The following is a 25657-nucleotide window of genomic DNA, read 5'->3' as shown; positions in this document are numbered from 1 at the left end:
AAAGGAATCCCTTGTCGAACATCCCCGGAGCGCGCCATTTCATCGCGGCGACCGCAAGCGTCATCCGCAACCAGGGCCGCGCCATGCTGGCCGCCGCGCCCTGGTCCCTGGCCATCTTCACGCTGTCGCTACCCTTTGCCCTGCTGACGCCCAAGCCGTACCAGTTCCGCGACTGGCTGTTCGTGGCGCTCGCGCTGGTCAATCTGATCGCCTTCGCGCGCATGAGCTACGCCTGGCACCGGGTCGTCAATCACGCGGCCAACGATGGCGCGGCGCGCGGCAGCGCCGGCGAGGCCCGCCACCTGGTGCTGCTGGCCGCGCTGGCCATTGGCGTCACCTATCTGGCGCGCGTCTGCGGCGATCTGCCCTTCGTGCTGTACGCGCTGCTCGATGGCAAGACCGATAAGGTTTTCTTCTCGTCCCTGACCGCGCTGATGGCGCTGATCTGGCTGCCGGTGCTGTACGCGCTGGCCGTGGTGGGCGTGTCCCTGCCGCGCGTCGCGGTCACCGGCGAATATGGGTTCCGCGACGCGCGCGCGGCGATGCGTTACCCGCGCTGGCCGCTGATGCTGGCGCTGCTGCTGTTGCTGGTGATCGGCAGCTTCGTCGCCATGGACCTGCAACCGCTGCTGTACTACCCGACCGGCGCACGCATCGCCTCCGGCGTGGTCGGCACGCTGCTGTGCGTGCTGATCACCTTCGTGCTGATGGCCATGGTCGCGGTGGCTTACCATGACCGGGCGGGCCAGCCATGACGTACCGTTCCGGTTCCTCCTCGCCGTTTTCCCGCTTCTTGGGCCCGCTGCGCGCCCGCCAGTGCGCCTGCCACAGCGCGCAATGCCAGCGGCTGCACCAGCGCGTGACCGAGGACCTGTCGCGCCGCCATTTCCTGGGCGGCATGGCCGCCATGCTGGCGCCCTTCGCCCTGCCGTCCGTGGCGACGGCGGCGGCCGCGCTGGCCGATGACGCGCGCCCGCTGCTGCTGACCAAGCTGCGCCTGTTCGACGGCTCGGGCAAGGCGGCGCGCGAGGGCATTCAGGTGCTGGTCAAGGGCAAGCGCATCGCCGACCTGCTGCCGGCGTCCGCCACAGTGGAAGGCGCGCGCGTGCTGGACTGCCAGGGCAAGCTGCTGCTGCCGGGGCTGATCGACGTGCACTGGCACACGATGCTGGCGGCGATTCCGCAGGTGACGGCCATGACGGCCGACCTGGGCTATCTGTACCTGGTGGCCGCCAAGGAAGCCCAGCGCACGCTGATGCGCGGCTTCACCTCGGTGCGCGACGCGGGCGGGCCGGCGTTCGCGCTCAAGCGCGCGATCGACGAGGGGCTGGTGGACGGGCCGCGCATCTATCCCAGCGGGGCGATGATTTCGCAGACGTCCGGGCATGGGGATTTCCGGCTGCGCAGCGACCTGCCGCGCGCCGACAACGCGCCGCTGAGCCTGGTGGAAAACACCGGCGTGGCCATGATCGCCGACGGCGAGGCCCAGGTGCTGCGGCGCGTGCGCGAGCAGCTGATGCTGGGCGCCAGCCAGATCAAGATGCTGGCGGGCGGCGGCGTGGCCTCGCTGTACGACCCGCTGGACAGCACCCAGTTCACCGAGCGCGAGCTGCGCGCGGGGGTCGAGGCCGCCAGCGACTGGAACACCTATGTGATGACGCACGTCTATACGCCCAAGGGCATCCAGCGCGCCATCCATGCGGGCGTGAAGTGCATCGAGCACGGCCAGCTGGCCGACGAGGCCAGCGTGCGCCTGATGCGCGACCAGGACGTGTGGTGGAGCCTGCAGCCGTTCCTCCAGGACGAGGACAGCAACGCCTACCCGGACGCCGAGCGGCAGGCCAGCCAGAAGCAGGTGGCCGAGGGCACGGTCCAGGCCTATGCGCTGGCGCAGAAACACGGCGTCAAGACGGGCTGGGGCACCGACATCCTGTTCAATCCTCGCAACACCGCGACACAGGGCAGGCAGTTGGCCAAGCTGACGCGCTTCTACGATCCGCTGACGTTGCTGGGCCAGGCCACGGGCGTCAACGGCGAGCTGCTGGCGCTATCGGGCGAGCGCAATCCCTACCCCGGCGCGCTGGGCCGGATCGCACCGGGCGCCTGGGCCGACCTGCTGGTGGCCGACGGCGATCCATCAGCCAATCTCGATTTCCTGGCGGATCCCGACAAGAACCTGCGCCTGATCATGAAGGACGGCAAGGTCCACAAGAACACGCTGTGAGCGCCGCCTAGGGCTTGGGCTTGAAGATCAGCTTGATCGGGTTGCCGGGCTTGTAGTTGGCCGACTGCGGGCCGTATTCCGGATTGAACTGCGGATGCCAGGCGCGGACTTCGGTGGCGGAGATCCATTCGACCTGTAGCTGATCCTGCGGTCCGTAGGAATCGAACTGGGCCACGGCTTGCAGGGATCCCTGGCACTTTTCGGTGGCGCCCTTGGGCAGCACCGAGACCTGCGTCTTCTCGGTCCAGGTCAGCGAACCGGACTGCGGGCAGAGGCGGACCTCGACGTGGTACTTGCCATCAGGCGACGGCAGGTCGGCGACGATCTTGTTGGGACCGCAGGCCGTCAGCAGGACGGAAGACAAGAGCGCGAGCGGAACGCATTTTTTCATCGAAAATCCTTCTGGCCTTGAGCGCGGCCGATCCGTGAAAACGTGGTCATGATACTTTGACCGCCAGGACGGCCGGTCCCGGCTTGAATTGGCATCAAGGTATGACCAAAGGCGACCCGCGCACCCGGCATCCCGCCCTGCCGTCCGCCTCTTGCACTCGACCCCTCAACCTCCAAGGGAATCCCGCATGTCGATAGCCCTCGCCGATCTGGAACAAGCCGTCATGGACCTGCTGCGCGCGCAGCCGGCCTTCGCGGGTTGGAAGAAAAAGGGGAAGCGTTGCCTGTGGCGGGCCTGCGGCGACGTGCAGCAAGGCGCGGAGCTGATCCGCTATCGCGGCTCCTTCGACAATGCACAGCACCTGTCCCTGGGCGTGTACGCGTCCTTTCCGTGCGAAAGGGAATGGCCGGTCTATGTGCCGGCCGAGGTCTGGCACAAGGGGCGCCTGTACCGCCGCGCCTATCTGAAGCCGGGCGACGGGTTGATCGACGAACCCACGCTGGGCAGCGGCGCCGTGCTGACCATCCACAACGAACAGGAGCTGGCCAACTGGCTGGCGGCCCTGCCGGCAGACATCGAGAACCACCTCGCACCCTGGCTGGCGCGCTACCAGTCGCTGGAACAGGCCTGGTATGAATACCGCATTCCCAGCTGGCGCCTGGCAGCGGCCGGCATCAAGCCGGATGAGGATCAGGCGCGCTGAACATGCCGCCTGTCGCCACAAGCGCGCACCAGACGCCTACCCCCGCTCGTAGCAGGCGCGCCAGGCGCGCATGAGCGCCGCCTCGTCACCGGCGTCCACGTATTGCGCGCGCCCAGCGCCATCGCCGCGTACAGCAGGGCATCGCTCACGTCCTGCCACAGCGGCGCCAGCATTTCCTCTGTCTCGCCGTCCTCGTCCGTCTCGATCACGATGGCCCGGTCGCCGTTGATCGCCAGCGCGCGGCTGCGCAACTGGCATGGACCTGCAACCGCTGCTGTACTACCCTACCGGCGCACGCATCGCCTCTGGCGTGGTCGGCACGCTGCTGTGCGTGCTGATCACCTTCGTGCTGATGACCATGGCCGATGACGCGCGCCCGCTGCTGCTGAGGCACGAGCGGAACGCATTTCTCATCGAAAGTCCTTCTGGCCTTGAACGCGGCCGATCCGTGAAAACCTGGTGATGATACCGAGCAACGCGGCGAGTCCGCGCGGGCGCGGTGCGCTTGATCGCGGCCATGCCAGCGCATCTGCACACCTGCCGCACGGGCAGCAGTTACCTTTGGAATTCTTTATTCATATACGGTCGCCATAACTCCCCAACGCGGCCATGGATCAGGCATCATCGCGTCCTCGGCGGGACCTTCCCGCGCACAGATTCAGGTGCCCTCTTGCAATCCCTCACCACCATCCGCCGCGACCTCCGCGCCTTGGTCCAAGCCCGCGACTACGCCCAGATCGACGCCTATTACGACGCGCTGGAACAGCGGGACTGGGCCGATACCGAAGATCCGGGCGCGCCGTATTTCGAGGCGGCCAACTCGGGCACGCTGTTCGACTATTCCACGGTCCCGTTCCAGGACGCCGCCGCCTTTCTGCAAGACTGGATCGCGGCCAGCCCGGGCTCGTACCACGCCCATCTGGTGCTGGGCAATTTCTGTTTCGGCCGCGCCGGCGACATCCGAGGATACGGCTGGGCCGACAGCGTGACGCAGGACCGCTGGCTGGGCGCCGCCCTGGCCTGCGAACGCGCCGCCGCCGCGCTGGTACAGGCCATGACGCTGTCGCCACGCCCGATCGCGGCCTGCGTGACGATGATGCAGATGTGCGCGCATTTCCAGGAACCATACTGGCTGCGCCAGCTGTTCCTGGGCCATGCGCCGGAAACCATCACGCACGAGGACATCGAGGAGCCGGGCATGATGGACGCCGCGCTGGCGCATCTGGCCGAGCTGGGCGTGCCGCGCCTGACGCCGGAACAGACGCCTGATGCCCTGCCCGCGGGCCTGGCGCCGCGCGCCGAGCATGAGATGGACCAGGCCAAGGACTATTGGCTGCTGCGCGCGCTGGACCTGCGGCCCGGGCACCTGGGCGCGCTGATGGCGTATGCGCAATACCTGCGTCCGCGCTGGGGCGGCAGCTATGAGGATATCGACGGCATGGCTGGCGGACCGCTGTGCGCGGCGCTGTCCGAGCCGCAGCGCAACGCGATCCGCTGGATCGGCATCCTCGATTCGATGGGCGATTATCCGGAGCCGGACGACGCCGAGGCGGTGGCGGAATACCGCGAGATGTTCGAAGCGTTCCTGCAGCGCGAGCTGCGGCTGGAAGAGCGCGGCATGGCGCTGGGTTTTTACGCGCAGTTCGTCAGCTATTCGCTGGAGGATCAGGTCCAGGCGCGCGCGCTGCACGCGCGGAGCGCGGCGGCATTTCCGCCGAACCGTTATTTCGGCGACGTGGACGGGCCGTTCCGCAGCTTCGCGCACGTCAGCATCATCCACGGCCTGCCGGACGACGACGGCGCCTTCAAGAGCGTGCTGGAACGCATGTGCCGCTGGGATACCGTGGCCACGCCGCAGGCGCTGGCGGCGGTGGCCCATCACTACGGCCGCTGGGGTTTCGCGCAGGACCCGGCGCGCGCGCAGCAGTTGTTGGACCGCGCCGCGGTGCTGGCGCAGGACCAGGCGGACGACGATTTCAACGTCCTGGCGGCGGCCGCCATGCTGTGGGATGGCGGCGATCATGAGCAAGGCTATTTCCTGACCCGGCAGCTGGCGGACCGCCGCGTGGCGGACGCGGCCAGCAGCATGTACGACATCCACCGGGGCTTCCGCGACAACACGCCGGACAGCTACCTGGACGACGCGGTGCGCGACCAGTGGCTGCAACGCGCGGTGGAAGAAGGCTCGCCGCTGGCCATGTACAACATGGCCTATCGCAACATCTTCGACGACGAACTGGATTTCTCGCGCCGCGAGAACCTGGACAAGGTGCTGCACCTGCTTCACGGCGCACGCCAGGAGCCGCGCGCCGACGCGCTGGCGCGGCTGCGTATCGGCGTGCTGCTGCGCGACCACGGCACCGAGCAGGAACAGCAGGAAGGCGTGCGCGCCTATCTGCGTCCACTGGTGGACGAGGATCACGACTGGCGCGCGGCGCGCGCCAGCGCCGAGATCGCGCTGGCCTACGCGCACGGGCGTGGCGCCAAGAAGAATCGCTTCGCCGCCATCGAATGGGCGCAGCACGCCAGCCGGCTGCAGCCGGACGACGAGGACATCGACGAGATCCAGTCGCAGGTACTGAATTCGCACAGCCTGGTCAAGACCATCGGCACGGTGTTCGGCGCCTACATGGGCCGAGGCGGCATCAGCGCCGAGGACCTGCCGCCCAAGCCGGACGCGCAGTAGGCATGGCGCGCCCGGGCCGGTCCGGATGGAAGCTGTCGTCCCGGCTGCTGCTGGGCGACGCGGCGCTGGCCGGCGCGGGACTGGCGCTGGGCACGGCGCCGCTGTGGCTGTATGCGGCGTTGCCCGGCGCGCTGGGCGTGGCCGCCGGGGCGCTGGCCCTGCCCTTGCCCGTCGCGGGCTGGGCGATGCTGCGCCTGCCCTTCTCGTCACGCCCACCCGGCCCGGAAGACGGCCTGCTCCTCACGCCCGCGGACGCGCCGGCGCTGTTCCGCGAGATCGAACAGGTGCGCGCCCAGGTGGGCGCGCCGGCGCTGGACGCGGTCTACCTGAACAGCGAATGCAATGCCAGCATCCGGCAGCATCGACGGCTCTGGGGCGGCACGCGCAACGTGCTGTGGCTCGGGCTGCCGCTGCTGGAGCTGCTGTCGACCGACGCCTGCCGCGCCATCCTGGCGCATGAATGCGCGCACATCGCCGGCCGGCACGGACGCTATGCCAGCCGGGTGTATTTCGCGCGGCTGCAATGGCAGGAAGCGGCGCGGCAACTGGCGCGCCGCAAGGGCTTGGCCAACGCGCCGCTGCGGCTCTTCATGAACTGGCACGTGCCGCGCTTCCTGGCAGCCAGCCTGGATTTCGCGCGCGAATGCGAGTACCAGGCCGACGCGGAATCCGCGCGGGTCTGCGGCGTGGCGTGCGCGTCGGATGCCCTGATGGCGACCTGTCTGCAGGGGCGTGCCCTGCACGAATACGCATCCAGCTTGTACGCCGACGCCGCGGCCACGGAACCGCCCTGGCCCCTGGTCCGGCTGGCGGAGGATGGCTTGCTGACCAGCCCGCGTGACCAGGCCGAGGCGCAGATCTGGCTGCATCAGGCCCTGTGCCGTCCGACCAGCCATGACGATACCCATCCCTCGCTGGCGGACCGCCTGGCGGCGCTGAAGGTGCCGCAGGCCCTGGACGAACGGGCAACGCCCGCGCCCGACGCGCCCGGCATGCCCGGCGCGCGGGGCATGGCGCCCACTCACGCCCTGTCGGCGACCTCCCGCCCCCTGCCCTGGCGTCGCGCCCAGCCCAGCGCGGCGCAGGAATGGTTGCAGGACCGGCGCCTGCCGCTGGCGCGCGCGCTCGATGATTCGCGGCGCGAGGCCGCCGCGCAATCGCTGCGCGAGGCGCAGGACGAACGCCGCGAGGCCGTCGCCGCGCATCACGACCTGCTGCGCAAGCAGCGCCTGCGCGCGTTGTCGGCCGATGAGCGGGCGCGCATGGCCTGGCATGCCGCCATGCTGGCGAACGACGTGGACGGCGCCACGAAGCTGCTGCGGGAAAATCTGCGGGATCATCCCGGCCACGTGCCTACGCTGTGCGAATTGGCGACGCTGTCGCAGCGCCAGGATGCCCGCCCGGACGCAGCGCCGGACGCAAGCGCGACGCCTGGCCCGGACGATGCCCGGCGCGAGCCTGCGCAGGATGCCGCCGAAGCGCTATGGCGCGAGGCCGCCGCCCAGCCCGGCCCGCATCGCCTGGCCTGCCTGCGCCAACTCACGGCCATCGCCCTGCGGCGCGGCGACGCCGGCCAGGCCCTGGCCTGGCGCACGGAAGCGGACCAATTGGAACGCCGGACCCTGGCTGAATACACCGCCGCCCCCCGCTACGAGCCGCACGGCCTGGGCGAGCCCGAATTGCGCAGGCTGGCGGACACGCTGGACCCGCTGTTGCTGGCCGCCACCGGCGCATGGCTGCTGCGCGACGCCGCCAGCGGGCATCATGTGCTGCTGGTGCTGGCGCGCGAGTCCTGGGTATTGCGCGCCGTGGGCGCGCTGACGGGCGAGCCTAGTTATCTGCGGCGCGATTGCCAGGCGCTGCTGCAACGGCTGCTGCCGCGCGTGCAGCGGAACATCGAACCGCTGCTGCTGGCCGCCGGCGATCCGCTGCCGGCCGTGTGCACGGACGCCACCCGGCTGCGGCGGGCCGGCGCCTAGCGTTGCCCGTAGCAGGCCCGCCAGGCGCGCATGAGCGCCGCCTCGTCACCGGCGTCCACGTATTGCGGCGCGCCCTGCGCCATCGCCGCATATAGCAGTGCGTCACTCACGCCTTGCCACAACGGCGCCAGCATTTCCTCGGTCTCGCCGTCCTCGTCCGTCTCGATCACGATGGCCTGGTCGCCGTCGAGCGCCAGCGCGCGACGGCGCAGCTGGTCATGGACCAGCAGGAAACCGGAATGAATGGGCGATTTGTCCTTGCCGCGCGCGCTGGGCGCGGCCAGCGTGCCGTCCCAGTCGTCCGCCGGCGTGGACCGCTGCTGCCCTTGCGCCTCGGACCAGCGCAGCCAGGCCCGGCCGTAGGCGTGGCCGGCGTCCGGATCCAGGTTCGCCGCCAGGCATTCGGCCTGCGCGCGCGACAGCGCCTGGATCTGCTCCAGCAATGCCACCACGCGCTCGCCGTGCGCGCCGAACAGGACGGACAGCGGCAGTTCCTCCAGCAGCTCCATGGCCGCCGCCCGCCAATAGCCGGGGTTCGCGACCAGGCCGGACATGTCGCCCAGCTCCGTGACGCGCGCGCGCCACAGCCGTCCGGGCCAGCCGCCGCTGATGATGAGCGTGGCGATGGTCTGGTCCACCACCAGCCAGGGCGGCTGGAACCGGGCCAGCCTGACCTGATTGCCGTGGCGCTCCAGGGCAATGTCGTCGTTGAGGTGCTCGAACCAATAGCCGTCCCGGCTGGGCGTCTGCGAGAGGGAATGGGACATGATGGAGAACGGTTCCGTGTTCGGGTCGCGGGGAGTATAGCCAGCGGACGTGCATCCATTCTTGCCGCCGGCGGGTCTGCGCCTATCGCCTGATGCGCCAGCCTGATGCGCTGTCATGCACGTGCCGCCGGCCGTCTCAATCGGCCGCCATGCGCGCGGCCAGCTGCGCCACTTCCAGCCGGTTGCCGCCCAGCGCCTTGGCGCGGTACAGCGCCTGGTCGGCGGTGGACAGCCCCTGCGCCAGAGCCGGCGCTTCGTGCTCGAACTGCGCCAGCCCGATGCTGACGGTGGCCGGGATGCCCAGGCTGTCGACGCGGCTGGACAGCGTCTCGGCGAAACGCCGGGCCACGTCCTCGCCCAGCGCGACGGCGCGGCGGGCGTCGTGGCCGGCCAGCACCGCGGCGAATTCCTCGCCGCCGATGCGGGCCAGCAGCACCGCCGGCCCCAGCACGCCGCGCGCGATGTCGGCGAAGGACTTGAGTACCAGGTCGCCGGTCTGGTGGCCGTAGCGGTCGTTGATGGACTTGAACTGGTCCAGGTCGAAGGCCAGCACGGCCAGCGGCTCGCGGCCCCGGCCGCCGTCGATCAGGCGCTGGCCCTGCTCGAAGAACCAGCGGCGGTTGCCCCGCCGGGGCAGGGAGTCGGTCTGCGATTCCCGCAGCAGCTGGCCATGGGTTTCCTCGCGCACCAGCTTGAGCAGCGTCATGGGCAGCACGATGGAATACAGCACGCCTTCGTACATGGTGATATTGCTGGCCAGCATCTGCGCGGCCGCGCCGTGCTCGGCCACCCACCAGGGCAGGACGAAGCTGCGTCCCAGGTAGAGCAGCGCGTGCAGGCCGGTCACGGCCACCGCGATGCGCAGCGGCAACAGCGATCTCAATGCCTGGCAGCGCAGCAGTTCCCAGGCCGTCATGCCGCTGACCAGCGCGATGGGAAAGGCGCTGATGTGCTTCCAGACCAGATCCTGTCCTGACTCGCCGGCGGCTGCCCAGATCAATGCCATGACGGCCAGCAGGCCGAACGAGCCGGAGCGGTACAGCCGGCCGTTGAGCGCGGCCACGGCGTTCAGGACCAGCAGATAGCCGCTCAGGATGACCAGGTTGCTCAGGGCCGAGCCCAGCGCCCCGGGCAGCGCCGTGCGGTACAGGACGATGGAACAACCCGCCGCGAGCGTGGCGAAGCCGGCCGCCAACAGCCGCAGCGACGTACTGCGGCCGGGGTGGGTCCGGTGCTCCCAGTAGGTCAGGCAGGCGCTGGCGAGCAGCGTCCCGATGATGATGAGGTAGAGAGTGAAGAGATCGACGTGCATCTCGGCAACGAAGCATTGCGCCGATATGTAACGGCGGCAACAAAATTTTACGTGAGAATTGCTACACGACTAGGTAGCAGTGACCCGGATATGGACAGGCCGGAAAATCCGCTCGTGTAGACACTGGACAGTGACATAAACAGCCCTAAGATAGCCCATCCGCCCAATCCGCCCCTCATAAAGCTCCCATCCCATGGCCAACCGTTCCTATCTCTACAGCCTCAGCAACCGCCCTGCCGCCTACGCCGACCGCCCCGAGACGATCTCCGGCCTGTCGGAATGGCCGTATGACGTGCCCTTCATGTATCGGCTGTTGATGTCCGGCGATCCGCAGCCATGCGCCTCGCTGGTGTCGGACGGGATGGAAGACGAGGAACCCGGCAGCAAGACCCGGCTGTATGCGATCAGCGGCGTGTTCGAACCGGGCTACGCCCGCGTGCGGCGCTTTGCCGATATCGTCCGCGCCGCCGTGGCGCAGGCGCCGGCTCCCGCGCCTGGGTCCACGACGGCGGCCAGCGCTTCCGGCGCGTCGCAGCCGGCGTCCTTCATGGACCGCGTGAAGCAGATGTTTTCGCCGCAGGCGGACGCCGCTCCGACGCCGGTTCCGGCCTCGCCCGCCGCTCCCGCCTCGGACCAGCTGCTGGCCGCGCTGGACGAAACGCTGGCCTTCCTCGACGCCCATCGCGACAGCCACCTGCTGCTGGAGACCATCGAGCTGGACATCATGTCCCACGCCGGCGAAGCCGAGCTGAAGGCCTGCGTGGACGCCGAAATCGCGCGCTGCCGGCGCGCCGGCGCGGCCCTGGACGCGCTGCCGGCCAACGTCGACGAAGCCGCCCGCGCGCTTCGGACGGCCGTTGCCGAACCCGCCGCGGAACCGCTGGACGCCTTCCACGGACTGCGCCTGGACAACGATTTCGACAGCACGCGCAGCGGCGCCACGGAACACCCGCTGGGCCTGTACTGGAGCGACGTGCTGTATTTCGAGTTGTTCAACCGCAGCCAGTTCGAAGCGCATCTGCGGCAAGGCTGAGCTTGCGGGACGGGGCCAGCCCGCCGGCCCCGGATGTCCCGTCCATCCCTACCGTGCGCCCCATTCCGCACCCGCGAACCGCGCGCGCGTCAATAGAGCTGGATTTGTCACTCATCTACAATCCGTGACCATGCCGGCCGCCTGTAGCGGCCGCCACGTAGCTCACAGGTAGTAATGACGCGCGCGAAGACCCCCGCCAAGAAGAAAAGCCCCCCACGCAGATCCCCGGCCCGCGCCAGCGCCGGCGGCCGCTTCCCCCGGTTCCTGAAGGCGCTGCTGTTCTCGTCCCTGGCGAGCTTCGGCGCCGCCACCTACATGCTGAATCCGCAGTGGCGGATACCGGCGCCGGTGCAGGACGTGCTGGCGCGGCTGGGCTGGCCCCAGCAGCACCATCAGCCGCAGCAGAATTCCCAGCACCGCCAGCAGCCGCGCGAGCAGAACGCGCCCGCCGCCACGGCGCCGATCGCCGTGCCCACGGGCGCGCCGGCGCAGACCATCTTCGCCGAGTGCCGCCAGTTCTTCCCCAACTTCCGCCCCCCGGAAGTGCCCGGCAGCCAGCAGCTGCGCGAGGTCTGTTTCTCGGCCTTCGCGATCCTGCACAACGGCCAGACCAAGACGCCGGTGTTCGTGGCCGAGCGCCTGAACCGGCAGACGCTGGCCCAGGGCCAGGGGCTGCGCCGCACCGACAAGTTCTACGCCGAGGCGCGCCTGCCGCGCTCGGAACGCGCCGAGCTGGACGACTACAAGGGCTCGGGCTATTCGCGCGGGCACATGGCGCCGGCGGGAGACATGTCCACCCCGGACGCGATGGCGCAGAGCTTCTCGCTGGCCAACATGGTGCCGCAGGACCAGACGCATAACGGCGGCGCCTGGAGCCAGATCGAGCAGGACACCCGCAAGTACGTGATGCGCGCGTCCGGCGATGTCTACGTGTTCACCGGGCCGGTCTACGCGGACAAGCCCAGGACCATCGGCAGCGGCGTGGCCGTGCCGGCCTATATCTACAAGGTGGTGTACGACGCCACCACGGGGCGCTCGTGGGTGCACTGGCAGGCCAACAGCGCCAGCACCAAGGCGGGGCCGCCGATCAGCTACGAGGAATTCGTGAAGCGGACGGGGCTGCGGCTGCTGCCGGAGGCCGGCTAGGCCGGGCCGGCGCGGCCCCTATCACCGGCGGCGCGTCCGGCGCGTCAACCGCGCCGCGCCGCCTCGATCGCCGCGATGTCGATCTTGCCCATCGTCATCATCGCCTCGAACGCGCGCTTGGCCGCCGCCGGGTCCGGATCGGCGATTGCCTCGGTCAGGACGCGCGGCGTGATCTGCCACGACAGGCCCCATTTGTCCTTGCACCAGCCGCAGGCGCTTTCCTGGCCGCCGTTGCCGACGATGGCGTGCCACAGGCGGTCGGTTTCCGCCTGGTCGTCGGTGGCGATCTGAAACGAAAACGCCTCGTTGTGCTTGAACGCCGTGCCGCCGTTCAGGCCCAGGCAGGCCACGCCCGCCACGGTGAACTCCACCGTCAGCACATCGCCCTGCGTGCCCGACGGATAGTCGCCCGGCGCGCGCAGCACGCGGCCGACGGCGCTGTCGGGAAAGGTGCGGGCATAGAACTGCGCGGCCTCCAGCGCGTCCTTGTCGTACCACAGGCATATCGTGTTCTTGCTGATCATGCTTGTCTCCTGGCGATGGCGGACGGGCCGTGCGCGCCCTGCGATGCACCCGGATCCGCCGAATGGAACCGCGCCCAGCGCCTTCCCGGGCGACCCTGAGTAGCCGAGGATACTGCCGCCCGCCGGGCGCGGTGCGTTACGAAGCGTAGAAGAATGTCGCGCCGCCGCCCGGTCCGGGACGCGCGGACAGGCGTCGCGCCGACATCGGATGGTCCGAAGCGTCTCTGCCCCTGGCATGCCCGCCCAGCGTCCCGCCGCGATGCCATGCCATCGGCGTGCAAGCCCGCGCCAATGCGCGCACAATCGCGCCTGGGCGCGCGCCTGGCCAGCCAGCCGCGACGACCCGCAAAACAAGATCAGGGGACTCGCGATGGATTTCAGGCAGATCAAGCAGTTCGTGGTGCTGGCCACCGAACTGAACTACCGCAAGGCCGCCGAGCGGCTGCACATGACCCAGCCGCCGCTCAGCATCGCCATCAAGCGGCTGGAGGCCGAGATCGGCGCCGAGCTGTTCGAGCGCGACCGCCAGGGTGTGCGGCTGACGGTCGCTGGCATCGCCTTCCTGGATGAAGCCCGGCGCCTGCTCGACGGCGCCGAGTCCGCGCTGCAGGCGGCGCGCGACGCCGCGCAGGGACGCGTGGGCGCGCTGCGCATCTGCTCGGTGCCGAGCGCGGCGCTGAACCTGCTGCCGCGCATCCTGCCTGCGTTCAGCCAGCGCTTTCCGCAGGTGCGGCTGCGGCTGAGCAGCGGCAGCACGGTGGGCATCCTGGCGCAGTTGCAGCGCGGCGAGCTGGACGCGGCGCTGCTGGTGCCGCCCGCGTCGGGCGTGCCGGGCATCGCCATGACGCCGCTGGGCCGGCAGCGGCTGGCGCTGGCGGTGCCGGCGGGCCATCGGCTCGCTGGCCGCCGGTCGGCCGCGCTGGCCGAGCTGGACGGCGACACGCTGGTGGCGCTGGCGCATTCGGACAGCCCGGGATTCGCCGCCGAGATCGCGGCGGCCTGCCAGCGCGCGGGCTTTCATCCGCGCGTGATGCAGGAGTCCTCGCACGCCCTGGTCACGCTGCCCCTGATCGCCGCCGGGCTGGGCGTGGCCATCGTGCCGGAGGCATTGCGCCGGATCGCCATCGACAATGTGGCGTTCGTCGATCTGGAGGACGCCGCCGGCGAGCCGCTGAGCTACGCCGTGGCGCTGGCCACGCACGCCGAACCGGCGAATCCGGCGGTGCGCTGGTTCATCGACGCGGCGCGCGAGGCGCTGGGTGAAGGCGGAGATGCGGAACGGCCATGAGGGGTGACGGTCCCCAATGCGCGAGATCCGTTCCCAGCCGCAACGCATGCCGCGCTCTTCCTTACCGGGACGAGCCAATATGCCGGCCCACTTCTTCTGCTCCTGCGCCACCCTGCGCGTGAAGGCCTCCTGCGAGCCGTCCATGCGCTCGCTGCCGCGCGCATAGATCTTGTCCTGCGCCATCGCGCCGCCGGCGACAGCCGCGATGGCGGCGTTCAGGCGCGCGACCACCTCGGGCGGCGTGCCGGCCGGCGCGGCGATGCCGGACAACGAGCCGCCCTCCACGTCCAGGCCCAGCGCTTCCTTGGCGGTGGGAATATCGGGCAGGTTGGCCAGGCGGCGCGACGAAGTGACCGCGTAAGGGCGGATCTGGCCGGCCTGGATATAGCCCGTCGCGGTGACGGCCGAGATGGCGGTCACGTCGGTGTTGCCGCTCATCACGGCCGTCAGCGATTCGGCGCCGCTCTTGTAGGGCACGTGCAGCATCTTCACGCCGGTGGCCTGCTGCAATACCTCCAGCACCTGGTAGTTGTCGGAGCCCTCGCCCGCCGTGGAGAACGCGATCTTGTCGGCCTGCGCGGACGCCGCCTTGATCAGGTCGGGCAGCGTCTTGTGGGGACTGTCCGCGCTCACCGCCAGCACGGTGGGCGTGTTGGCCAGCATGGCGATATAGGCGAAGTCCTTGTTCGGGTCGTAGGGCAGCGTCTTGTAGATCAAGGGGTTGACGGCGTACATGCCATTCGTGATCACCAGCAGCGTGTAGCCGTCGGGATTGGCCTTGGCGACCGCGCTGGCGGCAATGGAGCCGCCAGCGCCGCCCCGGTTCTCGACCACCACCGGCTGGCCTAGCTCGCGCGTCAAGCCCTCGGCGAACACGCGCGCGGTGGTGTCGGTCACGCCGCCCGCGCCGAAGGGCACGATCAGCCGGACCGGCTGCGTCGGATACGCCTGCGCCCACGCCGCCGCCATCGGCAGCGCCGCTCCCAACAAGACCGCCAGACGGCGGCGCAATCCCAGCTTCATTGCACGATCTCCATTTGCTTGAGGAGGTTCAGTAAGGTGTGTTCGTGTTCCGGGGCCAGCTGCGCCAGCGGCGCGCGCAGCCGTCCGCTGGGAATGCCGCGCAGGCGCAGGCCGGCGGCCACCGTGCGCGGCAGGCCGTGTTCCATCAGGAAGTTCAAGAGGCCGGACTGGCGCGCGAACCAGTCATCCACGCCGGCCTGATCGCCAGCCATGGCGCAGCGGTACAGGTTCACCGCATGCGCGGCGGCGACATTGGCCGAGGCCGTGCACCAGCCGGCGGCGCCGGCGGCGAAACCGCCGCGCGCCATGCGGTTCAGGCCGATATAGACGGCGGTCTTGTCCGGGCAGGCCTGGCGCAGCCGCGCGATCTTGCCTTCGTCGGGACTGCTTTCCTTGATCATGGTGACGTTGGGCAGCGCGGCCAGCTTCGCCAGGAACGGCACGGGCAGGTCCATGCCGGTGGTGAAGGGGTTGTTGTAGACCATCACCGGGAGCGAGATCGCGTCGCAGACCTCGCGGTAGTAGTCATGGATCTCGGCCTCGGTCAGTTTCCAGTAGGTGCTGGGCAGCACCTGCACCGCCGTCGCGCCGGCGCGCTCGGCGTGGCGCGCGTGGCGCACGGTGCTGGCGGTGCCCAGGCTGGACACGCCCGCCAGCACCGGCAGCCGGCCGGCCGCCGCGCCGACCACGGTCTCGACCACGGCCTCGCGCTCGGCGTCGTCCAGGTACGGCAGGCAGCCGGTGCTGCCCAGCGGCGCCAGCGCGTGCACGCCCGCGCCGATCATTTCCTCGACGTGGCGCGCCAGCAGCGCGTGATCGACCCGCCCGGCGTCGTCGCAGGGCGTCAGCAGATAGCCGATGATTCCTTGCAAGTGCATTGTGTTTGTCTCCTTCACAGCCCTCAGTGCAAGGCAGAGTCTAGGGACGCGCCGGCGCGCCGGTCCAATATCAAATTCCTGGGCGCCTGATATGTCCGACGCTTGTCAGCGCGCAATCCCGCGCCGCGCGCGCGGTGAAATCGCGCGCAAACCGCGTGCTACCATCCCCGCCATAAGGCGCCGCCGCCAGGAACGGCCGCCACAGACCGGCCCCATGGATCCGAGCATGAGCGAGACCCGCAACACCCGAAACGCGTCCAGATCCTCGATCGAGATTTCGGAAGAAATCCTGCAGCGGATCCGCAATGGCCAGTACCTGCCCGGCGACGCGCTGAGCCAGTACGAACTGGCCGCCGAATTCGAGACCAGCCGCACGCCCATCCGCGAGGCGCTGCGCTTCCTGGAGGCGCGCCGCGCCATCACGCTGACCAGCACCGGCCGCGCCGTGGTGACGGTGCCTTCGGTGCGCGCCATCCGCGAATCGTTCCAGATCCGGGCCGAGCTCGAAGGGCTGGCGGCGCAGCTGGCGGTGGACTGGATCGACGACAAGGACCTGGAATTGCTGGCGCAGCATCAGCAGCGCTACGCCGAGGCGCTGCGCACCCGCGTGCGCAGCGAGGGCGGGTCGGACTGGCTGAAATTCAACGCCCTGTTCCACAACCTGATCACCCAGGCCAGCCACAACGAACGGCTGCACGAGCTGGTCGCCGAGCTGCAGGGCAGCATCGTCTCGAACGTGCTGGGCTTTGCCTCGAAAATGCCGCCCCGGCTGATGGAAGAGAACATCCGCCAGCACGAGGACATCATCGCCGCGCTGACCGCGCGCAATGGCGCGGCCGCGCGCGAAGCGATGGCCACGCACATCTCGCGCACCACCGAGCTGGTGGTGGAATGGATGGAAGCGCGGCGCTAGGGCCGCGCTTCCACGCCCGCCTTCAAGCCTGCATTCAACGGCTGGCCAGCGGCGCGACGCGCTTGCCCGCCCTGCCCGACGCGAACGGCGCGTCTGCCTGCGCCAGCGGCTGGCGATATGGCCGCATCATCAGCCCGCACACCGCCGCCACCACGCCCAGTCCCGCCAGATAGAACACGATCAGCCTGGGCGAACCGCCGCCCTGCGCCAGCAGGTAGGTGGCGACCAGCGGCGCGGTGCCGCCGCCGATGGCGCCGCCGATCTGCACGGCCAGCGAGATGCCGGTGTAGCGCACCTCGGGCGGGAACATGCTGGCGAACAGGCTGGACTCCTGCGCGTACATGGCGGCATAGACCACGCCGAAGGCCACCAGCATGGCGACGTTCGTGTGATACGCCGTCTTCTCGTCCAGCAGCGCGAAGAAGCCAGCGGAGAACAGCGAGATGCCCAGCGCGCCGGCGATGAAGATCGCCTGCTTGCTGCAGCGGTCGCCCAGCCAGCCGAACAGCGGAATGGTGACCAGCGCGGCGGCCGCGCCCCAGATCACGCCGTTCAGGATGGTCTCGCGCGGCAGGCCCAGCGTGCCGACCGCGTAGGTCAGCGAGAAGGTCGCGATGGTGTAGAACCAGGTCTTCTCCGAGATGCAGGCCACCAGCGCGGCCAGCACCGGCGCCTTGTGATCGCGCAGCACGGCGCGCAGCGGCGGCGCCTCGGGCTTGGGCTGGGCCAGCGCGGCCTGGAACTCGGGCGACTCGCCGACCTTGGCGCGGATGTACCAGCCCACCAGCAGCAGGAACACGCTGGCCAGGAATGGCAGGCGCCAGCCCCAGCTGAGCATGTCCGCCTCGGGCAGCCGCGACACCGCGCCCATCGCCAGCGACGACAGGATCAGGCCGGGTGCGACGCCGACTTGCGGCAGGCTGCCGAACAGCCCCTTCTTGCCTTCCGGCGCATGCTCCACCGCCATCAGCACCGCCCCGCCCCACTCGCCGCCAACCGCCAGGCCTTGCAGGAAGCGACAGAACACCAGGGCCACCGCGCCCCAGTAGCCGATGGACTCGTAGCTGGGCGTCAGGCCGATGAGCACGGTCGGCACGCCCATCAGCATCAGGCTGATCATCAGCATGGACTTGCGGCCGACGCGGTCGCCGAAATGGCCGAACACGATGCCGCCCAGGGGCCGCGCGACGAAGCCCACGGCATAGGTGCCGAAGGCGGCCAGCGTGCCGGTGATGGGGTCGATCGCGGGGAAATAGATCTTGTTGAAAATCAGCGCGGCGGCGATGCCGTACAGGAAAAAGTCGTACCACTCGATGGTGGTGCCGATCATGCTGGACAGGCCCGCGGTCACATAGTGCTTGCGGGAACGGTGTTGGGGCGCTGCTGCGGGGGTATTCATCCCGGTGTCTCCGATTCGAGCGCGCGCTCGTCCCCGCCCGCCTGCGTATCGCGGGCGGGGGAATGCGCGTCTGTATGCATGGGTCTGGTTGCGCGGCGGTCCCGCCGGCGGGCCGCCGCCATGGCCTGGCCTGGTGGTGGCGTGGCGGCGGCGCCGTGGGCGCGCGGGTCCGGCGCTAGACCGCCGTGGTCTCTTCCTCCAGCGGCCGCCGCTCCTTCATGTTGAAGCGGCCTTCATAGATGGCGCCCTGGCGCGTGTGCGGGCCGACGTACTGCACGTACAGGATGGCGCCCGTCTCCACGGTTTCCAGCGCGCTTTCGAAATGGGGATCGGGATGGAAGATCATCGCGCCCTTGCCGTACAGCTTGCCCTCGATGCGGAACTGGCCTTCCAGGATGTACCAGACCTGCGCGAAGTAATGGTTGTGCAGCGGATGCCCCGAGCCCTTCTCGTAGCGCACGATGCCGGCGTTCGGGATGGTCGGATCCTCGGCGGTCGGGTGGAACATCATCTTGGCGTATTGGCCTTCGTAGCGCAGATTGGTCCACTCCAGGTCGTCCTGGTGGCAGGCGCGCATGCCCTGGTGATCCTCGGTCAACGGGCCGCCGCGGCCGCCCTCGTTGAGGATGCGCTTGCCGGTGATGCTGTCGATATTGCTCATGTGCCTCTGGCTCCTTGTGTAGTGAAAGTCGTGATCCTGTCCATGACATTGATCAAATGGGATCCCATTTTTATTTAACGGGATCCTACAAGGCGCGTGAAGTGGCTGATATCGGGTCTAACCCTTAGGGTGGGCGGAGATGGAAGTGAGTCCGGCGACAGGCGCGCGGTAGCCTGCCGTGGCCGGCCGATACGGCAATGCAAGGAAAAGCCGCGCGTCCGACGCGGGCTGGACGATCGCGGTCTGGCGTTGGGGCCTGCGATCTGGCGCGGCCACGCGGTGGAGGCCTTTGGCGCCAGGGCCGCCGGGCTTGCCGGCCGGCCCGCGTTGTCGCGCCTAGTGCCCGAACAAGGGCTATTGGCGCGGACTGAACGCGCTCAGGTCCACGCCGGCCTCGCGCAAGCGCTGCAATACGGCGTTCTTGTGCCCCAGGCTCGGCAGCTTGACCGCCGCGATGGACGCCCCGCAACGCGCCTCGTCGCCGGGACAACCGCTGCCGGCCGGCAGTTCCTGCGCATACAGCGAGATGTTGATCGCCAGCGTGGCGACCTTTGCATCGGTCGGCTTGCCCTGGTAGAACGCGGCCAGCGCGTCCTTGAGCCTTGCCGTCTCACGCTCGGCGACGGCGGCGGCGGGCTCGCAGCCGCTGAAACTGAGCGTGTCCTTGGCCAGATCCATCTTGCCGCAGACCAGGGCCAGTTCCTGGCCGGCCTGGGGCTTGCCCGCCAAGGCCTGGCCCGGCGCCAGGCGCGCGCGCACCTTGGGCGCGGCCGTCTCGGCGAAATCAAACCACTCCCCCTGCCCCGCGACGCTGCCCGTGGCGGCCAGCGCGCCCGACAGCAGCAGCGGCTGCTTCAGTTCGGGCATCTTGGCGTTGCGGTCGCGGGCGGCCATGGCCTGCGAGGCCGACGCGGCCGTCACCGGGATGATGCCTTGCGCCTCGCCCACGAAGCTATGGCCGCCGGTGGAGAACGAAACCACTTCATCGCGCAGCACCGCCTCCAGCACCGCCTGTTCGACGGCATCGGGAACATAGGCCGCGCCCGCAGGCACGGACCAGGAGACGCACAGCAAGGCGAGGAGTTTCTTCATGAAAAGCATGCGTGGCGATAGATCGAGGCCGCAAGCTTAACCCGCACCGGCCGCCTCTCGTTCCGTCATTGCCGTCATTGCGCCGCCGCGTCCGTTGCTGTGCCGGCAGCGCCCTTATCCGCGCGCGCGCCCTGGCCGCAGCGCCGCCAGCAGCGCGCCCAGCCGCCGCAGCCGCGCTTCGTCCACCGCGCTGTAGCCGATCACCACGCCCGGCGCCGGCGTCGCCTTGCGCGCGAACTCGGCCACGTCCTGCACGCCGACGCCGGCCTTGCGGCCCGCCTCGACCACCTGCCGCGCGTCCCAGCCGGACGGCAGCCACCACAGCAGATGAAAGCCGGCGTGCTCGCCACTGACGCGCAAGGCATCGGCGCCCACGGCCTGTCGAAGCGCTTGCAGCGCCGCGTCGCGCCGGCGCGCATACACGCCGCGCGCCTTGCGCACGTGGCGCGCGAAGCCGCCGTCTTCCAGGAAGCGCGCCAGCGTCATCTGTTCGATCAGGCTGCCCGACCGCCCGGTCTTGCGCCTAGCCTCGGCGAAAGCCGGCGCCAGCGCCCTGGGCACGACCGCATAGCCGATGCGCAGGGCATTGAACAAGGTCTTGTTGAAGCTGCCGCAGTGGATGACGCGGTCGGCGCCGTCCAGGCTTTTCAGGGCCGCCAGCGGCGCGCCGTCGTAGTTGAATTCGCTGTCGTAATCGTCCTCCACGACCCAGACGCCGGCCTGCGCGGCCCAGTCCAGCAGTTCCAGGCGGCGCGACACGGGCATGGTGATGCCGGTGGGCGACTGGTGCGCGGGCGTCACATGGACCAGCTTCACGCCGCTCAGGCGGCGCGCCCGCGCCACGGCAAAGCCCTGGGCATCGATGGGCAGCGGCACCACGCCCGACGTGTAGGGACGGTAGATCGGCACGGCATTCACATAGCCGGGATCCTCGATCAGCACCTTGTCGCGCGGCGTCAGCAGGATCCGGCCGCACAGGTCCAGGCCGTCGCGGATACCGGACAGCACCACGACCTGCGCGGCATCGCAGACGATGCCGCGCGCCGCCCCCAGGTAGCTCGCGATCTGTTCACGCAACGCGGGCCAGCCCTGCGGCTCGTCGCGGGCCAGCTGGGCGGGGGTCAGACGCCGTGCGCTGGCGGCCAATCCCTTGCTCCAGGCCGTCATGGGAAACAGCGCGGCGTCGGCGCTGCGCGAAGCGAACGGCGGTTCGGCGGGCTCCGCCTGTTCCGCCGGCGTCGCCGGCTGCTCATACGGCAACGGGCGCGCCGGCCGTCCTGCCGCGAGACTGACCGGGGCGAGCGCGGCCTTGCCCGCCTTGTCCCTGGCATCCGCGCCCAAGGACGCCCCGCTCTCTCCTGGCAGTCCCTTGCGGAAGAAATTGTCCGGGATGACGGCCGCCACATACGTACCCGACCCGACCGTGCCGGCCGTGTAGCCTTCGCCGCGCAGCTGGTCGTAGGCCGCCTCGACCGTGGACCGGGCGATGCGCCAGCGCTGCGCCAGGCTGCGCGTGGACGGCAGGCGCGCGCCGGACGGCAGCGCGCCCTTGAGCACGCGCTCGCGGATCTGGCGATAGACCCAGGCCTGCTTGGATTCGCCGTCGCGCGGCGGGTCGACGGGCAGGTCCAGGCTGGCTTCCTGGCGTCGGGCGGACGCGGGTGGCGTGGATGATGTGGATGGCATGTTCATGGCGGCGACTCTTGCATGCCCCTTCCCTGCCTGCCGGCCGGCAACGCCGGTCCGCGCCTTGCGGCCCGGATCCGGCCAGCAACCGGTCGGAAAAGTGGCTTGTTCACATTGATGAAAATGGCTCTATTTGAAAAGCCATTCTATCGATATATTGCCCGCATGGCCCCATCGGGGCAAACCTCCTGGAATCCGCGATGAACCCGCTGTCCGCCCCCTGCCACACCATTACCGTCGATACCGGCGCCTTCTCCACGGACGGCAGCGCCTCCATCCTGGACGCGGCGCTGGCCCAGGGCGCGCAGGTACCCTTCTCCTGTCAGCGCGGCGAGTGCGGCTCGTGCCGCGCCACGGTCCTGGAAGGCCGCTACGAACGCATCGCGCCGGCCAACGAACGTTCCTATGTCACCGCCGACGACGAGCTGCTGATGTGCCAGTGCCGCGCGGCCAGCGATCTGCGCCTGGCCTTTCCGCACTGGCAGGCGCCGGCCCGGCCACCCGAGCCGCGCCGCGCGCGCGTGGTGTCGCGCCTGCCGCTGGCGCCGGACGTGACGCAGCTCATCATCGAACTGGAGGACGCGCGGCCCTACCCCTGGCTGCCGGGACAGCATGTGCAGCTGCTGCTGGAAGACGGCAGCCGGCGCAACTTTTCCATCGCCAACGTGCCGATCGCTGCTACGCCGGACTCCCTTGCTTCGGTCGCTACAGCTTCGGTCGCCACCACTGCGAGCCCCGCTGCGTCGAACGCCACGATGTCGGGCAACTCCGCATCGAACGTCGCCGAGCGCGATGCGTCCGGGCCGGTCCGGCTGGAGTTCCACATCCGCCGCATGCCCGGCGGCGTCTTCACCGACGGCATCCTGCCGCGCCTGGCGCCGGGCGATGCGCTGACATTGGAGGGCCCGCTGGGCGCCTGCGTCTGGCCCGGGGACGGCTGGCGCAACGGTGCGCCGGGCAGTTTGCCGCATGGCTCATCGAATGGTTTGCCGAATGGTTCACAAAACGGCGCGGACCACCTTGTGTTGCTGGCCACCGGCACGGGTTTCGCGGGCGTGTTCCCCATCCTGATGGCCGCGCTGCACGACCGGCGCATGGCATCGGTGACCCTGTACTGGGGCGGCCGCAGGCCTGACGACTGCTACGCCGCGCCGCTGCTGAATGCGCTGCAAGGCAAGCATGCGGGCCTGCGCTGGCATGCCGCGCTGTCGGACACGACGCGGGTACGCGCCGTCGAGCTGGACGGCGGCGGCGCACGGACGCGATCCAGCGCATCCGCGCCGCCGCGCGTCCAGGACCTGGCGCTGGCCGCCGGCCACGACTGGACCCGCAGCGTGGTCTACGCCTGCGGCAATCCCGCGATGGTGCGCGAGGCCCGCGCCCGGCTCGTCGAGGCAGGCCTGCCACGCGCGCGCTTTCTGTCGGCAGCCTTCCTGCCCTCGGCCGCCCGCGCTGCCGTCGATGCGCCGCCGCGCCACGAACATGCCTGGGAACGCGTCGGCCAGCGCTTCACGATGGCGGGCATCCTGGACGCGCGCCAGCGCTCCCTGGACGCCGTGCGCGACATCGCCGCGCTGATCCGCCCCGGCATGACGACGCGCGACGCCGTCAATGCCGCCGACGCCCATCTGCGCGGCATGGGCGCCTCGCACAACTGGCATCCGACCTATGTGCGCTTCGGCGCCGACACCCAGTCGCCGGCGGTGCAGCCGACGGATTTCCAGCGCGTGCTGCGGGACGACGACACCTTCGTGGTCGACATCGGCCCGGTCTGGGACGGCTACGAAGGTGATTACGGCGACACCTTCGTCACCGGCCGCGACGACGCCGGCGCGCGCTGCGCCCGCGCCGCGCGCGAGGTCTTCCGCCGCGCCCGGCTCGACTGGCTCGCCGGCGCGACCGGCGAGGCGCTATACGACCGCGCCGACGCCTATGCCCGCGAATACGGCTGCGCGCTGGTGCGCGAGATCCCCGGCCACCGCGTCTCGGATTTCCCGCACGCGCTGTACGGCAAGCACAAGCTGGCGCACGCCGACTTCGCGCCCGCCGACGGCATCTGGGTGCTGGAGATCCAGGTGCGCGACCTGGCGCTGCCGGTCGGCGCCTTCTATGAGGACGTGCTATTGCGCGAGGCCTGAAGCTCCCGCCGGGCCCTTGCGGGCCTCATGCTTGCGCTTCAGTCACGCCGTCGTGTGTCAGATCCAGCCGGGCCGTCGCGCTTCAGTCTGGCAGTTGTGGCTCGACCAGCCGCTTCAACTGCTCCAGCGATTCCTGCCAGCCCAGGTAGCACATCTCCGTCGGGATCATCTCGGGAATGCCTTCCTGCACGACGCTGATCTCGGTGCCGCAGGACACCTCGCGCAGCGTGACGCGGGTCTGCATCTGGCCGGCCATGCTGGCGTCGTCAAACTGATCGGAGTAGCGGATGACCTGGTTCGGCACCAGTTCCAGATAGGTGCCGCCAAAGGAATGGCCATGCCCCGTCCCGAAATTGCGGAAGGTCATGCGGTGCTTGCCGCCGACCTTGGCGTCCAATTCGTGCACCTGGCACAGATAGCCGTAGGGCGGCAGCCATCGCGCAACCGCGTCGCGGTCCAGGAAGGCGTTGTAGACGCGCTCGGCGGGCGCGCGCAGGACACGGTGCAGGGTGACGGTTCCGGTAGCCATGGGAAGCTCCTTCGCAAAGAGTGGGTCGTACTGGCACGACGACTGGGCGTCGGGGAAATCGACAGACCCGCACCTGGGATAAACCCTAGGCCTTCCAAGCCGGCGGCACGATCGCTGCCCCCGCCACGGCAAGGATGTCAGGGCGCGAGGCCCCGGCCCTGCGACTGGCGCGCATCCAACGCGCGCAACAGCAGATTGGCCACCGCGTGCGCGTCCCCGCCTCCGTTGACGACCGCCGCCACGAAGGCGCGGCGGTCGATGTCATAGGCCACGACGGCGCTGATGCCCGGCCCGCCGCCGCTGTGCCCAAGCCAGCGCAAGCGGCCGCCACGGTCGGGGATGTCATAGACCATCGTGCCCAGACCATAGTACATCCCGGGCTGGAAGCCCCGGCGCGTCTCGCCCAGCATCGCTTGCAGGCTGGCGGGGCTTGACAGCTCCCCATCCAGCAGCGCCTGCTCGAAGCGGACCATGTCGGCGGCGGACGCGAGCAGCGCGCCGGCCGCGCCGGGCTCGGCCAGGTCCAGCGGCGGGCTGCCGTCCGCCGTCGACGGCGGCGCCACGCCGACCAGGGACGCGGCGTCCGTCATCACGCGCATGTGCCGCAGGCCCAGCCGGTCGATCACGCGCGCCTGGATCTCGTCCTGCCAGGGCCGGCCCGTGACGCGGGCGACGATGGCGCCCAGCAGCCGATAGCCGGAGTTCGAGTAGCGCCAGCAGGCGCCGGGTGGGAACAGCGCGCCATGGCGCGCCAGGATGTCCAGCTCCTCCTGCTGCGTGTAGGGGCCGCGCTTGCCCTGGGCCGCCCGCGCCTCATTGGCGCTGTACAGGCCGCTGGTGTGGGCCAGCAGTTGCGCGATGGTGATGCGCTCGGCATTGGGCAGCTTCGCCGCGTCGGGCAACCGCTGCGCAAGCGTATCCGACAGGCTCAGCCTGCCTTCGTCGGCCAGTTGCAGGACCACGGCGGCGATGGCCTGCTTGCCGGCGCTGGCCCAGGCATACAGAGGCTCGGCAGAGCCTTGCGCCGCGCTCCAGCTGCCTTGTCCGGGCAAGGCCACGGCCGCGCTCATCGAGGAGGCCGGCAAGCGCGAGACGGCCAGGTCGAACGCGCCTTGCAGCCGGCCGGACAAGGCCGGGGCCAGCGCGCCTTGCAGGCTGGCGCGGCCAGGCAAGGTTTCCGGCTGGAACGGCGGCGCCGCGGCCGCCTGGCACACCGGGCGCGGCTGGGCCGCGGCGGGTTTCTGCGGGCCCAGCGGCGCGGGGGCGGGCCGGGCCGGCGCGGCCT

General features: G+C 69.9%; 23 protein-coding genes and 1 pseudogene. 11 read left to right on the top strand and 13 right to left on the bottom strand.

Annotated features, from left to right (window positions below; translation table 11 throughout):
• The first annotated feature begins 11 nt into the window (after positions 1-11).
• The gene (locus KDH83_RS12820; RefSeq protein ID WP_249205069.1) at positions 12-755 is read left to right on the top strand and encodes a hypothetical protein; all 744 of its coding nucleotides are present in this window, start codon (positions 12-14) and stop codon (positions 753-755) included.
• On the top strand, positions 752-2224 hold the full coding sequence (locus KDH83_RS12815; RefSeq protein WP_212316214.1) for an amidohydrolase family protein: 1473 nt from the start codon (positions 752-754) through the stop codon (positions 2222-2224). The genes KDH83_RS12820 and KDH83_RS12815 overlap by 4 nt, the downstream gene beginning before the upstream one ends.
• A gap of 7 nt (positions 2225-2231) precedes the next feature.
• Here KDH83_RS12815 and KDH83_RS12810 read toward each other — a convergent pair whose 3' ends face one another.
• Positions 2232-2615, bottom strand: a complete 384-nt coding sequence (locus tag KDH83_RS12810) for a hypothetical protein (protein ID WP_212316206.1) — start codon at positions 2613-2615, stop codon at positions 2232-2234.
• A gap of 187 nt (positions 2616-2802) precedes the next feature.
• Here KDH83_RS12810 and KDH83_RS12805 point away from each other — a divergent pair, with 187 nt between their 5' ends.
• Positions 2803-3318 carry a hypothetical protein gene (locus KDH83_RS12805; protein ID WP_249205067.1) on the top strand — a complete coding sequence of 172 codons (516 nt, stop codon included), beginning with the start codon at positions 2803-2805 and terminating at the stop codon, positions 3316-3318.
• On the opposite strand, the gene KDH83_RS12800 is transcribed toward KDH83_RS12805, so the two are convergent.
• Positions 3306-3569, bottom strand: a complete 264-nt coding sequence (locus tag KDH83_RS12800) for a hypothetical protein (RefSeq protein WP_212316203.1) — start codon at positions 3567-3569, stop codon at positions 3306-3308. The two genes, KDH83_RS12805 and KDH83_RS12800, sit on opposite strands and share 13 nt — an antisense overlap.
• A gap of 5 nt (positions 3570-3574) precedes the next feature.
• Here KDH83_RS12800 and KDH83_RS12795 point away from each other — a divergent pair, with 5 nt between their 5' ends.
• The 3 genes from KDH83_RS12795 to KDH83_RS12785 all read left to right on the top strand — a co-directional run bounded on the left by KDH83_RS12795 (position 3575) and on the right by KDH83_RS12785 (position 7983).
• The gene (locus tag KDH83_RS12795) at positions 3575-3781 is read left to right on the top strand and encodes a hypothetical protein (protein WP_212316201.1); all 207 of its coding nucleotides are present in this window, start codon (positions 3575-3577) and stop codon (positions 3779-3781) included.
• Positions 3782-3988: 207 nt separating this feature from the next.
• The gene (locus tag KDH83_RS12790; protein WP_212316199.1) at positions 3989-6004 is read left to right on the top strand and encodes a DUF4034 domain-containing protein; all 2016 of its coding nucleotides are present in this window, start codon (positions 3989-3991) and stop codon (positions 6002-6004) included.
• A 2-nt stretch (positions 6005-6006) separates the two neighbouring features.
• Positions 6007-7983 carry a M48 family metallopeptidase gene (locus KDH83_RS12785; RefSeq protein ID WP_212316197.1) on the top strand — a complete coding sequence of 659 codons (1977 nt, stop codon included), beginning with the start codon at positions 6007-6009 and terminating at the stop codon, positions 7981-7983.
• On the opposite strand, the gene KDH83_RS12780 is transcribed toward KDH83_RS12785, so the two are convergent.
• Both KDH83_RS12780 and KDH83_RS12775 read right to left on the bottom strand, forming a co-directional pair.
• On the bottom strand, positions 7980-8750 hold the full coding sequence (locus KDH83_RS12780; protein ID WP_212316195.1) for a hypothetical protein: 771 nt from the start codon (positions 8748-8750) through the stop codon (positions 7980-7982). The two genes, KDH83_RS12785 and KDH83_RS12780, sit on opposite strands and share 4 nt — an antisense overlap.
• 136 nt (positions 8751-8886) lie before the next feature.
• On the bottom strand, positions 8887-10062 hold the full coding sequence (locus KDH83_RS12775; RefSeq protein WP_212316193.1) for a GGDEF domain-containing protein: 1176 nt from the start codon (positions 10060-10062) through the stop codon (positions 8887-8889).
• Positions 10063-10255: 193 nt separating this feature from the next.
• Here KDH83_RS12775 and KDH83_RS12770 point away from each other — a divergent pair, with 193 nt between their 5' ends.
• Entirely contained in the window at positions 10256-11095 is an 840-nt protein-coding gene (locus KDH83_RS12770; protein ID WP_212316191.1) for a hypothetical protein, read from the top strand.
• Positions 11096-11269: 174 nt separating this feature from the next.
• The gene (locus tag KDH83_RS12765; RefSeq protein ID WP_212316189.1) at positions 11270-12241 is read left to right on the top strand and encodes a DNA/RNA non-specific endonuclease; all 972 of its coding nucleotides are present in this window, start codon (positions 11270-11272) and stop codon (positions 12239-12241) included.
• Positions 12242-12285: 44 nt separating this feature from the next.
• On the opposite strand, the gene KDH83_RS12760 is transcribed toward KDH83_RS12765, so the two are convergent.
• The gene (locus KDH83_RS12760) at positions 12286-12765 is read right to left on the bottom strand and encodes a VOC family protein (protein WP_212316187.1); all 480 of its coding nucleotides are present in this window, start codon (positions 12763-12765) and stop codon (positions 12286-12288) included.
• Between the two features lie 208 nt (positions 12766-12973).
• Here KDH83_RS12760 and KDH83_RS12755 point away from each other — a divergent pair, with 208 nt between their 5' ends.
• Positions 12974-14053, top strand: coding sequence for a LysR substrate-binding domain-containing protein (locus KDH83_RS12755; RefSeq protein ID WP_349291623.1), 1080 nt, complete (start codon positions 12974-12976; stop codon positions 14051-14053).
• Positions 14054-14140: 87 nt separating this feature from the next.
• On the opposite strand, the pseudogene KDH83_RS12750 reads toward KDH83_RS12755, so the two are convergent.
• Positions 14141-15022 (bottom strand): annotated as a pseudogene (locus KDH83_RS12750) (tripartite tricarboxylate transporter substrate binding protein); the annotation flags it as partial.
• 50 nt (positions 15023-15072) lie between these two features.
• Complete coding sequence (locus KDH83_RS12745; RefSeq protein WP_212316185.1) at positions 15073-15954, bottom strand: dihydrodipicolinate synthase family protein; 882 nt, start codon at positions 15952-15954, stop codon at positions 15073-15075.
• A gap of 226 nt (positions 15955-16180) precedes the next feature.
• On the opposite strand from KDH83_RS12745, the gene KDH83_RS12740 reads away from it, so the two are divergent.
• A complete protein-coding gene (locus KDH83_RS12740; protein WP_103276526.1) occupies positions 16181-16867 on the top strand; it encodes a GntR family transcriptional regulator in 687 nt (228 codons plus the stop codon).
• A 34-nt stretch (positions 16868-16901) separates the two neighbouring features.
• On the opposite strand, the gene KDH83_RS12735 is transcribed toward KDH83_RS12740, so the two are convergent.
• From KDH83_RS12735 to KDH83_RS12720, 4 genes are all read right to left on the bottom strand, one after another.
• On the bottom strand, positions 16902-18266 hold the full coding sequence (locus KDH83_RS12735) for an MFS transporter (RefSeq protein WP_212316183.1): 1365 nt from the start codon (positions 18264-18266) through the stop codon (positions 16902-16904).
• Between the two features lie 175 nt (positions 18267-18441).
• Positions 18442-18927 (bottom strand): cupin domain-containing protein, encoded by a 486-nt coding sequence (locus tag KDH83_RS12730; RefSeq protein ID WP_212316181.1) that lies wholly within the window; start codon positions 18925-18927, stop codon positions 18442-18444.
• Between the two features lie 354 nt (positions 18928-19281).
• A complete protein-coding gene (locus KDH83_RS12725; protein ID WP_212316179.1) occupies positions 19282-20019 on the bottom strand; it encodes a hypothetical protein in 738 nt (245 codons plus the stop codon).
• A 114-nt stretch (positions 20020-20133) separates the two neighbouring features.
• Positions 20134-21711: a PLP-dependent aminotransferase family protein gene (locus KDH83_RS12720; RefSeq protein WP_249205065.1), complete on the bottom strand. Its 1578-nt coding sequence runs from the start codon at positions 21709-21711 to the stop codon at positions 20134-20136.
• A 194-nt stretch (positions 21712-21905) separates the two neighbouring features.
• Here KDH83_RS12720 and KDH83_RS12710 point away from each other — a divergent pair, with 194 nt between their 5' ends.
• Complete coding sequence (locus tag KDH83_RS12710; RefSeq protein ID WP_249205064.1) at positions 21906-23843, top strand: NAD(P)H dependent flavin oxidoreductase family protein; 1938 nt, start codon at positions 21906-21908, stop codon at positions 23841-23843.
• 82 nt (positions 23844-23925) lie between these two features.
• Here KDH83_RS12710 and KDH83_RS12705 read toward each other — a convergent pair whose 3' ends face one another.
• Both KDH83_RS12705 and KDH83_RS12700 read right to left on the bottom strand, forming a co-directional pair.
• A complete protein-coding gene (locus KDH83_RS12705) occupies positions 23926-24372 on the bottom strand; it encodes an SRPBCC family protein (protein WP_212316177.1) in 447 nt (148 codons plus the stop codon).
• A gap of 137 nt (positions 24373-24509) precedes the next feature.
• Positions 24510-25657, bottom strand: a 1148-nt coding sequence (locus KDH83_RS12700) for a serine hydrolase domain-containing protein (protein WP_212316175.1), incomplete at its 5' end; no start/stop codon positions are given.

This window comes from Achromobacter sp. Marseille-Q0513 (assembly GCF_018195695.1).
Taxonomy (GTDB): domain Bacteria; phylum Pseudomonadota; class Gammaproteobacteria; order Burkholderiales; family Burkholderiaceae_B; genus Achromobacter.
The sequence above is the reverse complement of the archived record's forward strand: the minus strand, read 5'-3'. Positions and strand labels throughout refer to the sequence as shown.